This is a genomic window from Phenylobacterium ferrooxidans, assembly GCF_042714595.1.
Taxonomy (GTDB): Bacteria; Pseudomonadota; Alphaproteobacteria; order Caulobacterales; family Caulobacteraceae; genus Phenylobacterium; species Phenylobacterium ferrooxidans.
Genome location: NZ_JAOTJD010000017.1, coordinates 18,575 through 30,899, shown reverse-complemented (window position 1 = coordinate 30,899; position 12,325 = coordinate 18,575). Strand labels below are relative to the sequence as shown.

At 63.5% G+C, this 12,325-nt stretch carries 13 protein-coding genes; 2 read left to right on the top strand and 11 right to left on the bottom strand.

Annotation, left to right across the window (positions count from 1 at the left end):
- Positions 1-54 precede the first annotated feature (54 nt).
- Positions 55-753, top strand: a complete 699-nt coding sequence (locus tag OCL97_RS10420; RefSeq protein WP_377369935.1) for a helix-turn-helix transcriptional regulator — start codon at positions 55-57, stop codon at positions 751-753.
- Positions 754-1,205: 452 nt separating this feature from the next.
- On the opposite strand, the gene OCL97_RS10415 is transcribed toward OCL97_RS10420, so the two are convergent.
- The 9 genes from OCL97_RS10415 to OCL97_RS10375 form a co-directional block, all read right to left on the bottom strand.
- A complete protein-coding gene (locus tag OCL97_RS10415; protein WP_377369933.1) occupies positions 1,206-2,033 on the bottom strand; it encodes a flagellin in 828 nt (275 codons plus the stop codon).
- Positions 2,034-2,845: 812 nt separating this feature from the next.
- Positions 2,846-3,814: an acyltransferase family protein gene (locus OCL97_RS10410; protein ID WP_377369931.1), complete on the bottom strand. Its 969-nt coding sequence runs from the start codon at positions 3,812-3,814 to the stop codon at positions 2,846-2,848.
- A gap of 895 nt (positions 3,815-4,709) precedes the next feature.
- Positions 4,710-5,456, bottom strand: coding sequence for an FTR1 family iron permease (locus OCL97_RS10405; protein ID WP_457852596.1), 747 nt, complete (start codon positions 5,454-5,456; stop codon positions 4,710-4,712).
- A gap of 82 nt (positions 5,457-5,538) precedes the next feature.
- Positions 5,539-6,690, bottom strand: coding sequence for a GTP cyclohydrolase II (locus OCL97_RS10400; protein ID WP_377369930.1), 1,152 nt, complete (start codon positions 6,688-6,690; stop codon positions 5,539-5,541).
- Entirely contained in the window at positions 6,687-7,301 is a 615-nt protein-coding gene (locus OCL97_RS10395) for a CDP-alcohol phosphatidyltransferase family protein (RefSeq protein WP_377369928.1), read from the bottom strand. The genes OCL97_RS10400 and OCL97_RS10395 overlap by 4 nt, the downstream gene beginning before the upstream one ends.
- Complete coding sequence (locus OCL97_RS10390) at positions 7,298-7,558, bottom strand: Rieske (2Fe-2S) protein (protein WP_377369926.1); 261 nt, start codon at positions 7,556-7,558, stop codon at positions 7,298-7,300. The genes OCL97_RS10395 and OCL97_RS10390 overlap by 4 nt, the downstream gene beginning before the upstream one ends.
- Positions 7,555-8,631: an iron-containing redox enzyme family protein gene (locus OCL97_RS10385; protein ID WP_377369924.1), complete on the bottom strand. Its 1,077-nt coding sequence runs from the start codon at positions 8,629-8,631 to the stop codon at positions 7,555-7,557. The genes OCL97_RS10390 and OCL97_RS10385 overlap by 4 nt, the downstream gene beginning before the upstream one ends.
- Before the next feature lie 74 nt (positions 8,632-8,705).
- Positions 8,706-9,374 (bottom strand): RibD family protein, encoded by a 669-nt coding sequence (locus OCL97_RS10380; protein ID WP_377369922.1) that lies wholly within the window; start codon positions 9,372-9,374, stop codon positions 8,706-8,708.
- A 166-nt stretch (positions 9,375-9,540) separates the two neighbouring features.
- Positions 9,541-10,407 (bottom strand): lysylphosphatidylglycerol synthase transmembrane domain-containing protein, encoded by an 867-nt coding sequence (locus tag OCL97_RS10375; protein ID WP_377369920.1) that lies wholly within the window; start codon positions 10,405-10,407, stop codon positions 9,541-9,543.
- A 168-nt stretch (positions 10,408-10,575) separates the two neighbouring features.
- On the opposite strand from OCL97_RS10375, the gene OCL97_RS10370 reads away from it, so the two are divergent.
- Positions 10,576-11,052, top strand: a complete 477-nt coding sequence (locus OCL97_RS10370; protein WP_377369918.1) for a hypothetical protein — start codon at positions 10,576-10,578, stop codon at positions 11,050-11,052.
- Positions 11,053-11,593: 541 nt separating this feature from the next.
- On the opposite strand, the gene OCL97_RS10365 is transcribed toward OCL97_RS10370, so the two are convergent.
- The gene (locus tag OCL97_RS10365) at positions 11,594-11,716 is read right to left on the bottom strand and encodes a hypothetical protein (protein WP_377369916.1); all 123 of its coding nucleotides are present in this window, start codon (positions 11,714-11,716) and stop codon (positions 11,594-11,596) included.
- 282 nt (positions 11,717-11,998) lie between these two features.
- The gene (locus OCL97_RS10360; RefSeq protein WP_377369915.1) at positions 11,999-12,211 is read right to left on the bottom strand and encodes a hypothetical protein; all 213 of its coding nucleotides are present in this window, start codon (positions 12,209-12,211) and stop codon (positions 11,999-12,001) included.
- Between the last annotated feature and the right edge of the window lie 114 nt (positions 12,212-12,325).

Below are 12,325 nucleotides of genomic sequence, written 5' to 3'. Positions count from 1 at the left end.
ACTGCGATGAGACCAAAACCCTCCGCTAGCAGGAACCCTGAAACTGTCTCATCGGTGCTGACGGCGGACAGCGACGACTGGGCCTGCTTTGAGGGGCTCTGCGGCGACGCGCAAGCGCATCGCCACCTCTCCGCGCAGGTCGTGGTTGGCCTCTCAGGACCTGCCAGAGTGCGGGGCGCGGGCGGTGACGTGGTCGGTGAAGCCGTCCTGGTCGCGCCAGGGGTCCTGCACGCAATCGTTCCGTCAGGCCAGGTTGGCCGTATCGTCTACATCCAGAGCTTCGGCCGGCTCGCGCAACATTGGGGTGTCGCGGCATGGCCCTTGACGCCGCAGGCGGCGCAGACCCCATGGGCCTGCCGTCTGCGCGGCCCGAACCCGGGACTGACTTTAACAGCGGAGTCTTCCGCCTCCGAGACGAGAAGTCTGGATCCCCGGCTGGCTACGGCGCTGCAGACGATGAGGCAGGCCACCGCCTACCTGGATCTGGGCAGCGTCGCCCGCAGCGTAGGACTCTCGCGGGCCAGACTGCGCGCTCTGGCGCAGGCGGAGCTCGGTGCGCCACTTGCCCATTGGCGCGCGTGGCTCCAGCTCGAACGGGCGCTCGGGGCGCTACGTCGCGGCGAAAATCTCGCCGCGGCGGCAGCCCTCGGCGGCTTTAGCGATCAATCCCATTTCAGCCGGACGATGCGGCGATTCTTCGGCATCACGCCGCAGGCGGCGTCCCGCCTCCTGCGCGCGCCGCGAGCTGCTTAGGTCCGGAATGGAGTGTGTTTTCGAGATTTCCACAAGGTCGATGGCTAGCCTAGCCGCTACTCCATGAAATGCATGGCATCGCCGTCGTGCGCCGCCGATTGGAATCTCGCATCGTATAGAGACTTCGATCATCGCCAGCTTCTACTTGTCGGCTGTGTGGACGACTTTAGATTGGCCACTCAACTTTGAGCCGCGTGTCGCCCGGGCCTGGCTCCCGAACTATTTGGCTTAGACAAAGGCGGAGCGCCAGATCAGTTCAGTCGATGTGTCGGACGCTAAGGCTTAGCTCCTCGGCGCTAGACCGGTCGCCGCGTGCCTCGCGCGGCGGCGAGCCGGTTCCTGTGTGCGGCCTCTCTTCTTGGGCAACGCCTATGATCTGGTCGCCGCGCCGTGCAATCGGCTAGCGGGCCAGACGCATTTGCTCCCGCTCCTTTCACGATCTAGCCAGGTTGCTATTTGAACAGGGTCAGGATGATCTGCGGGGCCTGGTTGGCGATGGAGAGAGCTTGGGCCCCGAGCTGCTGCCGGACCTGCAACGCCTCGAGGCGCGCGCTTTCCTTGGCGACGTCGGCGTCCACCAGGTTGCCGATTCCGGCCTGCAGCACGTCGGTCAGTCGGGATACGAACTTGTTGTGGTTCTCGATTTGCTTGGCCTGAGCTCCAAGGCCGCCGAGCGCCTGGTTTACGTTGGCGATCGAGGCGTCGAGGTCGGCGAGCGCCGTCTGGGCGAGGGTCATCGTGGTGATCGAGGAGGTCGCCTGCAGGGTGATGATCAGCCCACCCAGGCTCATGTCCTGTCCCGACAGGGTGATATAGGCGTTGGCGTCAGCGTTTGCGAGGAAGCGGATCGAGGTGGTGGTGCCGTCCAGGATATCGGCGCCGTCAAAGGAGGCATTCTGGCCGACCTGGGCGATCTGGCGCAGGATCGACTTGTAGTCGGCGTCCAGGGCTCCGCGGGAGTTGGTGTCCAGCGAGGGATCCTGGGAAGCGACCACCTTCTCTTTGAGCTGCACCAACAGGTCGGAGATCGACTCGCCGCCGGCCATCGAGACCTCGGCGATCGACTGCGCGCGGTCGAGGCTCATCTTCACCGCCGAGAGGGCGCCGATGTCAGCGCGCTGTCCCTGGGCGATGGACCAGACCGAGGCGTTGTCCTTGGCGTTGGCGATCGACAGGCCGGTATTGATCCGGTTCTGGACGCCGCTCAACTCGTCGTTGGTCTTGTTCAGGTTCTGCAGCGCGACGAGCGCGGACTTGTTCGTGAGGACGCTAATCGTCATCGGACTTTCTCTCTCCTACAAGCCGCTCGTCGAGCTAAAGCATTGAGTTAAATATGGTTAATTATTCACTAATTGCTAAGAAATCATAAAACGTGACAGGAGATAGACGAGATCGAAAAGAATGGTGGCGCGAAACTTGAACATTCTAAGAGTGTTATGCTTTTCACTTGTTCCACGATCTCATGAGACGTGGATGCGACCTGTTCGGCGCGCTACCTTTTCGATGGGCCCGAGATTGGCGCGGCGCACGGCCGGCACTGTTGGTGATGTCGCAGCGGCACGTGGTCAAGGCGCCCACTCCACGGACATAAGCGTCTTGGCGGTAGAGCCGGCGCTGATGGGCGATCACTCCGTGGGTCAGCACGAGGGCGGCACCATCGGATGCCACCGCCGCGCCCCCGGGGCCAGCAAACCAAGCGGGGCGCCGGCGAGCGCTGTGAAAGACCTCAAACTCGTCGGTCAGCCCGCCGCGCCCCGCCCCACAACTGGCACTTTGCAGGTCCGCGCGCCGCGACCGAGGCCGCGATAACCCCTCACACTAATACGCCCCTCGCCGCCATTGAAGGCACTATGGCCGCGCCTGGGCCTGCGTTGCTGACAGTGTTGGTCACTTGCTGGGTTAAGCCGAGCGGTGAGAACGCCCGCAGATCAAAGCTTGACCACGTGTGCGGTTGCACGGCGACGTGGTGGCCTGGGCGACGGTGGCTCGCTTACCGCCCTCGGCAAGAGCCCGCTGAGACCGCCGCATTGGTCCAGGTGTTTCTGCTCTAAGGGGGTGTGTAACCTTACAGGTCGAGCCGGGCGACTGCTGGTCAAGGGGCGACGACAGCTCCTGCGGTCACCGTTCTTCCTCCAAGGAACATCACACCGTGGCGGCGCATGGCCTCCCGCGCGGGGCGCTCGACAAGATGATGAACGAGCATGGCTACCGGAACCACGCCAACGAAAAGGATGGCCCAGACGCCCAGTGGCAGGGTGTCGCTAGACAGGTTGAGGAGCTTCTTTGCCCCTCGGCCAAAAACCAGCAGCCAGGGAATGCACACCATGTAGATGGCGAAGCTGACCTCGCCGAGGTAAACCCACAGGGGGACTGATAGCAGCTTCGATCCTGTGCTTGAGAGGCTGGCAAGGCAAAGGATCAGTGCGCCGAACACGCAGATTGTAAGCCAGTCGGGCGCGCCCAAGGCAGCGCAGCCAACCACGGCCACCACAGAAGCCACGGCGCCAAGCACAGAGGCGCGCTGGGTGGAGACGACTTCCGTCCGCCAGAGCAACCAAGTCGCGCAGCCCAAGGCGAAGCTGGGGACGATCCGTAGAGCGCCCCATGCGATGGTCGCGCGAGTGAGCGAGGAGCCCGAGAGCTTTTCGAAAGTCAGGTTCAGTCCAATCACCAGGACTATGGCGATCAACACCGCCAACCACGGCTGCCGACGTAGGGGCCAAATCAGGCCGGCGAACAACGGGAACGACAAATAGGCGAACCATTCGGCAGAGATGGACCACGACGGATGGTTCCAGCCGCCGGCCATTCCCAGTCCCCAGGCTTGGGTGAGCGTCAGCTGGGCCGGCAGAGAAGCCCAGGCGACCACATGTCCGCCGTCGCCTTCGCCACCCCCAAGGCCAACAGCGGCAGCCGCCGCCGCCAGCAAGCCCAAGCCTGCGAGGGTAGCTAGATGGACAGGGTATACGCGCGCGAGCCGCGCCCATAGGAAGTCTAGGTATCGGAAACGTCGCTCACCAAACGCCTGCATATAGACGTGGCTGAGGATGAAGCCTGACAAGACGAAGAACAGCTCGACGCCGAGGTATCCCTTGGCGATGACAGCAGGCGTAGCAACACCAAGGCTCGGCGTAATCGAGCGCGACGACCCACATGGCCGCAAAGAAGCGCATGGCCGTCAGCGGTTTGAGATTGGTCGGCATGTCGGGCTCCCGAACTTCGCCGAACTTTAGGTCTGTTTTCCTAACATAGAGGAAATTGCAGCCAGAAACCGATCCAACCAAGGGCGAAATATTTAGATATAGACTTTCCGATCATTGGAAAGTCCGATGCTGTCCAAAATTATCTAAGCAGATACTCCATGCCACAGAGACGACGGGAAAGCGTATCAGCTTAGAGATGACTAAATATGATGATTCATTCTCAACAAGAGTTTATAGAGCCGAATCTTTACTCAATCATTCGCGCAATTCTGGCCTTAAGGTTGACCAGAATTACTAGAGAGTAAACAGGGGTGAGTCAGTTTCCTCCGCCGGAAGGCAGCCGGCCGGGTGTGGCCACCAAATTGATGCCGGCTTTAGTAGCAGCCTCTTAACTTATTCTCCGCACTATTTGAGGCAAGACCCCCCAGCCGGCACGCTGACGCTAGGAGCGATGACTTGAGAACGCTCGCAGAACTGCTCTTTACAGCCTCGTTTTTCTTGTGGGGCGGCTTGCTTTATGGCGCCGCGGGGGCGCTGCACGGCGTCTCATAGGCTGAGAGGGCGCCTCGTATACGCAATCCGATAGCTTCGGTGGGTCGGTTCTCCCTGGCCGGAGTTTAAGGATCGGCCACCTCGCTAGATTCATCATTGGCAGTCCCGGGCACGGTCCAATCCTAGCCAGGCGCCGCCGTATGTCACCTTGTCCGACCATGGCGTTTGATCTGTACGCCGGGCGCCACCCCCGATCGATTGTCAGCGGACTTCAGCCCGCCGGCTGGTGAACCAGAACCCTGCGGCGATCACCAAGAGGGTTAGCAGCTGGGCCAGGACGCCTTCGACGGTGGGGAACACGCCCAGAATTTCAATCCGCGGTACAGCGGCGAGCGGATGGAGGTCGAAGAGAGCTGCTTCCTGCAAGGCCGCCACACCCTTGCCTGTCAGGATCACAGCCAGCCCAGAGATGAGGATCGAGCTGTAGGAGAAGAACTGTGAAATTGGCAGGCGCCTGCTGTAGCTGAGCAAGGCCCAGGCGATCAGCGCCAGCGTCGCCACAGCGGCCCCGGCGCCGGCCAAGATCGCCGATTGCGCGCCTTGGCTCCACATGGCGGCATAGAAGAGGATTGTCTCGAATACCTCGCGGTAGACGACGACGAACGCCAGCAGGAACAGGAACCAGGCCGAGCGCTTGGAGAGCGCGGCCGCGAGTTTCTCCTTGATGTAGCTCTGCCAGGCATCGGCCTGGCCCTTGCCATGCATCCAGACGCCAACCGAAATCAGCACGACCGCTGAAAGCAGGGACCCGAAGCCTTCCGTAAGCTCGCGGCTCGCCCCGCTGATCGAGATCAGATAAGTCGCCGCAGCCCAGGTCAGGCCGCCAGCGGCAAGAGCCGATACCCAGCCGCCATGAACGTAGGGCAGCACATCTCGCCGGTCGGCTTTGCGCAAGAACGCGATCATGGCCACCACGATCAGCAGGGCCTCCAAGCCCTCGCGGAGCAGGATGGTGAAAGCCCAAGCTCAGCGCTCCAAAAAGTTTTCGACCCGTTGTCCCTAGTCCGCCGCGGCCGCGCCAAGTCGGCGTCTAAGCGGCATCGATGAAGTACCCGGCCGCGCGTTTGGCGGCGATTTCCACGTCAGCGTGGGCGGGGATCTTATCGTCTGGGATGGCGATCTGGCGGATGAGCTCGATCCCGGAGTCCAAAACCGCATCGGCCTTTATGTTGCTCATGGAGATCCAACGATCGATCCGCCTTAGGCCCAGCCAGTGCAGGACATCCGTAGACAGGGTCTGGAAGCGCATGTCGCAGACGCCAGCCACCCGTTCCGTACGGTCGAAATAGGCGTCGGCGCGGTCCCCACTGACGCTGCGGGCCCGCGCGTTGTAGACCAATAGCTTGACCACCTCGCCCAGGGCGCGGCCTTCCTTGCGATTGTAAACGACGACACCCAGGCCGCCGGTCTGGGCGGCGCGGACCGCCTCCTCGACCCCAAATGCCAGATAGGGGCGGCAGGTGCAGATGTCTGAGCCGAACACGTCTGAGCCACTACACTCATCATGGACACGGCAGGTGATCTTGGTCGTCGGTTCGCCCAGGCGCGAGACTGCGCCAAACAGATAGACACTTGTCCCGCCGATTGGTGGGAGAAAAACCTTGCGCGCCGGATCGTCGATCAGGGCCGGATACATCCCGTCGGTGCAGCGGAATAGGGCTTCGCGCAGATCACCCTCGGACAAGCCTAGGCGATCGGCGACCCCTGGGAGCCACCAGACGGGCTCGATCGCGATCTTGGTCACACGGATGTCGCCCGTCGTCGTGAGGAAGCGGCCGTCGGCGCGCAGACGGCCGCGCCGCATCGCCTCGTCGATCTCGCCCATGCGAAGTTGCCCGTCGGTGACGGCAATGCTGGGCCGGATGTCCACGCCCTGCTCGCGCTGCTTTGCGAAGTCGTCGGCGACCCGGTGGCCCCATGGGTCGAAGGTGACGATCTTGCCAGGATCGAACCAAGAGTCGAACGGACCGATCGTTGCGCTTGGCTGGGTGTTGGTCAGGTCGGGCCGATGGCTCTCGGCCAGGACGCCGGTGGCCACTGCCAGCGCGGAATAGATGCCGTAGGGTCCGCCATGCATACCGATCGCGTTGCGCGCTGAGCCGGCATCCAGGCCGGCCACGACCGGGCCGCGGGCCAGGGCGGTGGCTGCCCCCCAACGAATTTCGGGCGGGGCGGTGATCATGGCTGCAACTCCAGCGCACGGGGGATTGGGGCCAATCCATGCGGCGCGTTCAAGTCCAGGCCGCCGCGCAGGATGAAGACGATCTGTTCCAGACGGCTCAGGCCCACCAAGGCGGCTGCGGCGGGAAGCCAGGCCTCCGACCCCGTGATAGCCATCAGCGGCCACAGACAGAACAGCAGGACGGCGCCCGCCTTGGCGGACCAGAAGTGAAACATCAAGAAGCGCCGCTTCAACAGCCACGAGGCCGCCAGATAGGCGACCGGTCCAACGAACAGTACGATCAGGGCGATGGCATGCCGCTGCGCCACCCCGGGATAGGCCAGCAGCAGGAAGCCCAGGATGGCGACCGAGAACAGGTTGTCGACCGCCGCATCGAGCTGCGCCCCAAACGCCGACGAACGCCCGCTGCGCCGTGCAAGCCAGCCATCGAGCAGGTCCGTGGAAGCTGCGACGCCGTAAACGATCAGCGCGGCCATGGGGTGGCCGGCGATCAGCAAAGCGAAGGTCGGGACAATCAATACGCCGCGGGAGAGCGTGACGAGGTTGGCTAACTTCAGGCCTTCGCCCTCGGCCACGACGGCGCGCCATAGGGATCGGTTGACAGCGCTCATCTGAGGGCGGCCTCGCGCTCATCCAGCCGGATGGTTGAGGGCTGGGCGACTAGCCTGGTGATCGGGAAGACACCCTGATGCAGTGGGCAGACGATTTCGTCATCTGCGTTGATGAAGCCGAACTTCAGCGGCCCGCCACGATGAGGGCAGCGGTTGGCGACCAGGTAAAGGGCGTCGTCGTGGCTGAGCAGGAAGTATTCTGTACCGTCTCGCACGATCGGCGGAAGATCCTTGCCGATCCAACTAGGCGCGCTCACGACGCGGGGCCTTCGCCTGCAAGCACGCCATACGCCCCGCTTGGGAATTCGGCGAAAGCTGCGGCGCTGACGATGCCCAGGCCGCCGACCTGGATCTGTGTTGTCGGGTCAGATAGTTGCGCGGCGCCTGTGGGGGTGACGCCCTGAGCGCCGGGGGCCGGGACCTGTGGCGCGTTATACCAGGCCTCACCCGCCAGGACCGCGCTGGCGAACGCCTGGCTGACCGCGAGAAGATGTGCGCCGGCGCGGGCAAAGGTGGCGCGGGTTAATTCGGCCCCGGCGACAATCTCGGCCCCGGCCGCAGCGCCGTAGCTCGTCACAAACGGCGTGCAAACGTCGTCAATCACCATCCGCGTGTGGTGCAAGTCGATGTGGGCGTGCTCGCTGAAATAGCGGGCGTCTGCGTCCGGGTGGAATTCGCTCAGGTAGCGGAAATGGTCGGCGGTGGAGCGCTGGTAGGCTGTCTCAGCAAACAGCAGGAAACCCGCCTGCAGAAAGACGTTGCGGGGGTTTTGGAACAGCCAGTGGATTGTGTTGTGCAGGTCCAGGCTGACGGTGTCGAATAGCGGCGCATAGGCGCCGTAGTCGTCACACAGGCCGAAATCGCGCATCACGGCCTGGTAAAGGACGCTGTGCTTGCGGTCGTGGGCGCCATAGCCGAACTCGTCGATCAGGATCCGGAACAGGGCTGACTGCGGCGCACCGAACGCGCCGATCACGCCGAACGCTGAGGCCGACGCCTCCGCCAGCAGGTCCGCCGACGACTGCAGCAGAAAGTCGCGGTAGTGGTGTTCGCGACCCGGCGTGGTTCGCAGGAAGGCGGTAAACGGGTTTTCCGGCTCGGCCCGCATGCGCGGCAACAGCGCCTCGGCATAGGTGATGAGGTCCGTGCCGGCCGCGCTCTTAATCGCGGCGCCGGCGCGGGGGGTGATCAGTGTGTGTTCCAGGGCCGGACGGGACGCTTCCAGCCGAGCCAGCTCGCCCGGATCGTAGCGCCGGTTTAGCTCTGCGATGATTGAGCCGCCGACGGGGGCGGGCGGCAGGACGATGTAGCGAGCCTGATAGGCTCGCATCAGGGTCTGATGCTGAACGTGCAAGACCGCAGCGACGTCGCCCTGGTCCAGGGGCCGGATCGCTGCCGAGCTCCTCATGCCGCAGCGGCTAAAGGCTTGTAGATGGAGACACCGACGCCGCTCTTTACGAAGAGGTCCGTCAGCTGCCAGCGGGACAGGGCGAGGGTCGAGCCTGACCGGTCGGCACGAAGGTATGTTGGCGCCTCGAGGGCGCCAGAGATGACGGGGATGTGCTTGATCACAATTCGTGAAACCAAGCCGGCCTCGAACAGGCTGTGAAGCAGGCGCGAGCCGCCTTCGACCATCAGCGTCTTGATACCCCGGGCGTCGAGGACGCCCATCAATTCGTGCAGGTCAACCCGGTCGTCGCCACAGCGAACCACTGTGACGCCCGGCTTGGTGGCGAGAGCCGCGACGACATCCTCTTCGGCCTTGCGCGACACTGCCACCAGCGTCGGTAGGCCGTCGGTCAGCAGCCGGGCGTCCAATGGGAGCCGGCCTGTGGAGCAGGGCACGACCCGCAGGGGATTTGCGCCCGGCGCATGTCTGACGGTGAGTTCGGGGTCATCACATCGGACAGTCCCGGCGCCGACCATGATGGCGTCATGCAGGGCGCGCTGCGCATGAAACCAAGCCCGCAGGTCATCACCGTAGAAGTCGAACAGGTCCTTGCTCGATCCGCCGCTGCCCAGGGACAGCTTGCCGTCGATCGTCAGCTCGGAGAGGGTGGTGATCGTCGGCATTGGGACGTGTTCTCGGGCGAAGACACGCAGACCGGTCCTCCGTTTCCAGCAACGCTTCAGCTTAGATTTTGTTGCGCTCGGAGCCTGGCGTGGATGGCGAGCGGTGCATGGGCCGTCCGTCGCGGGGGCCGCAAAAGTTTGACGGCGAACAAGACGGCCGCAAGGATCAGCGGCGCCAGATTGAATATGAGCCTGAACCCCAGGAAGGCGGCGGCGAGACATGTCTTGTCGAGGGTAGGCAGCAGTTGACGAGGAGGCCCTCAAACGGACCCGCGCCACCCGGCACACCTGACCACGCTCCCCCGACATAGGCGACCGAATAGTCGACGATAAATCGCGGGAACACGACCGCACGCGGCGGCAGCAGCATCCAGAAGGCGCCAATCGCTAAGGCGTTGTCCGCGGCACCCAAGGCGACTTGGGCGATCGCATCCCGCAGGTGGGGCAGGGCGAAGGGGTGTCCCCAGAGCTCCAGTGCGCCGCGCGCGAACCCGCAGGCGGTCAAATAGAGCGCAACGCCGCCGAGCGTCAGAGCCCCGATGAACAGCCCGGGTCCGCCGCCATAGCCGAGCAGACACGCGACCCCCACCAGTGTTGCAACACCAGCCGTCGAAGTTGCGGTTTGATACGCCGTTATCGCCGCCGACATCGTCAGGCCAACCCCATGGCGGGCGTAAAGCCTCGCGCGGACCGCGCTGGCCACCAACGCGGACGCCCCCAGGCTGTGGGCGAAGCCGTTGGCGATAAAGGACACCGTGAAGGCTTCGCCTGGGGGTATGCGCGTCCCCGCCCATCGGAGCGCGCGCCATTCAATCAGCCCCACGGCCGCGAAGCTCAGCCCGCAAAGCAACACCGCCAACTGAAACCGTTGTCGCCACTGATGGACCGCCGTAGCGACCGCTGACCAATTTAGGGCGCGAAACTCGTGAACCAGCACCCGCGCCGCGATCAGGAAAACAACAACCGAAAAGGCCGCGAACACCACGCGCCGCCAACGGCGTAGGGGGGAAGGCGGGCCGGGCGACTTTGTCATGTCGATGTCGCCCCTACCCGATACTGCGGCCCGCGAATGGGGAGCGCTATTGCCGACCATAGGTTCCTGGCCACTTGCCGCAGCGGTTCAGCAGTGAACGGCGGGGACGGATGGCGGAACAATCGGTGACCGCCAGCATTTCGGGATCGGACACATTGGAGGTGAGGTGTGCGCTTTAAGAGCATGGAAGGCGTTGGCCGCAACGCCCGTTCCGCCCTCATCGTAGGCCTTTGTCTGGCGGGCTTCGCCCATTCGGCAGTGGCCCAGAGCTATGTGAAGCCGCCCTGTCCATCGGGCGTCGCGCCAAGGTTCGAGGATCACCTGCAGTCGCTTTGGTATCGTCGGTTCTGGACCGGCGATTGCAAGGGCTTGCCGGCCATGGGCTGCCGTAAGGGTCAGCCCTACTGGAACAGTGTGGTCAACAAACTCAAGGCACGTGCCCCTGAAAACCAGCGCGCAGCTGTTTCGACGCGCGCCTGTAAGCTCGGACGCCAGATCGGCTTTGAGTGGACCCGGCCTAAGAAGGTACGCCGGATAGACACGCAGGAACTGCAGAAACTCAACGCCGCGCTCGAACAGGCGCCAGATGTCAGCGCGGGTCTAGCGGCGGTCGAAACCAGGGTTCGCGTAAGGCTCGGATCCTGAGGCGTGCGCCGCTGTTTGATTGCTCTGGGTGATCGTCGATATGTCCGGAGAGCCGGCTGATTAGGCGGTAGCGTATGCAGGCGTCAGCCGCTGAACAGCCGCTACGTCAGTCCTGAGAGGGACCGCGACATGACGTAGGTCGCTGTCGCCAACACCATCAAGGCCCACAGTCGGCGGCCGAACGTCGCGTTCGTTGTGAGCGCTCGAACCACAGGTGGCGCTGTCAGCGCGCCAGCCGCGCTTCCGGCGACCAGGGCGGCGAACACGGGCCAGTCGACGACACCTGACGCAACGCAGGTTGTCCCGCCCGCGCCCGCCATCCCTCTTCGACACTCTGAATATTCAATGTAGAACGAAGGTCGTCTCCCAGCGTTCTATTGCAACGGTGAGCGACTGATGACGTTCCGCGCCCTTCTACGAAGGACCAATAATGCGTTGGCTCGCCAATTGCTCAATCTTACAGACGATAGTGGCCACTAGCTGCTTGGCCGCTAGATTGGGTTTCGTCGCATTTGAGATGTGGTACGCCCTGCAAGCCAGTTCACTCTTGCTGGCCGTTGATGCCCTGACCCATCTCAGCGCGGGCGTCAGCCTCATCTTGACGGTTGTCCAGGCGGCCCGGCCCCAGAACGAGGGAATAGGTGACGAACTCGACGAGAGGCACGGCGAAGCACTTATCATTCTGCTCGGGCTCCTCGCCCTCGAGGCCGTGCGGCGGCTTTTCCAGCCTGTGTCTATCGACCCACGGCCAATTGTTGCGATCTCACTGTTCAGCTTGATCGTTCATGCCGCTCTGACCGCGATCTTGGCTCGTGCGTCTTACCGGGCCTGGTTAGAGGGGCTCGCACAAAGCCTACTGCCAGCCCTTATGGTTCCCGCGCTGACGCTCGGGTCCGGTGTGCTGGCCCTGGCAACAGGATGGCGATGGCCCGATCCGGTTGTCAGCCTAGTCCTGCTCGGCGCGATGGGCGCTGGCGTCGTGGGCCTGACGATTGAACGCCGTCGAATAAGGGGGGGTGGGACCCACTAGTAACCTTGGCCGGTGCCCCACCGCCGCTACGTCGATCCCATCGGCCACCTCAATCTGCCACCAAATCAAACCCACGAGGACGAAGAGGAAGATCGCGGTGCCGGCCAGATAGTCGAGATCCATGGTCATGCTGGACCGGGTCACCGGCCGTTTCGCCAAGCGTGACGGCTGGAACCTTGCTTACAATCTCTCGCTGGGCGTCCGTCATCTTGGTCCAATTCCACTGGCCCGACCTGCTGCTGG

Bases quoted from the DNA above. Each gene is read 5' to 3' on its own strand.
- OCL97_RS10415 (WP_377369933.1), bottom strand. From the start codon at position 2,033: ATGACGATTAGCGTCCTCACGAACAAGTCCGCGCTCGTCGCGCTGCAG.
- OCL97_RS10400 (WP_377369930.1), bottom strand. From the start codon at position 6,690: ATGATCACCGCCCCGCCCGAAATTCGTTGGGGGGCAGCCACCGCCCTG.
- OCL97_RS10395 (WP_377369928.1), bottom strand. From the start codon at position 7,301: ATGAGCGCTGTCAACCGATCCCTATGGCGCGCCGTCGTGGCCGAGGGC.
- OCL97_RS10385 (WP_377369924.1), bottom strand. From the start codon at position 8,631: ATGCGAGCCTATCAGGCTCGCTACATCGTCCTGCCGCCCGCCCCCGTC.
- OCL97_RS10380 (WP_377369922.1), bottom strand. From the start codon at position 9,374: ATGCCGACGATCACCACCCTCTCCGAGCTGACGATCGACGGCAAGCTG.
- OCL97_RS10375 (WP_377369920.1), bottom strand. From the start codon at position 10,407: ATGACAAAGTCGCCCGGCCCGCCTTCCCCCCTACGCCGTTGGCGGCGC.
- OCL97_RS10360 (WP_377369915.1), bottom strand. From the start codon at position 12,211: ATGACCATGGATCTCGACTATCTGGCCGGCACCGCGATCTTCCTCTTC.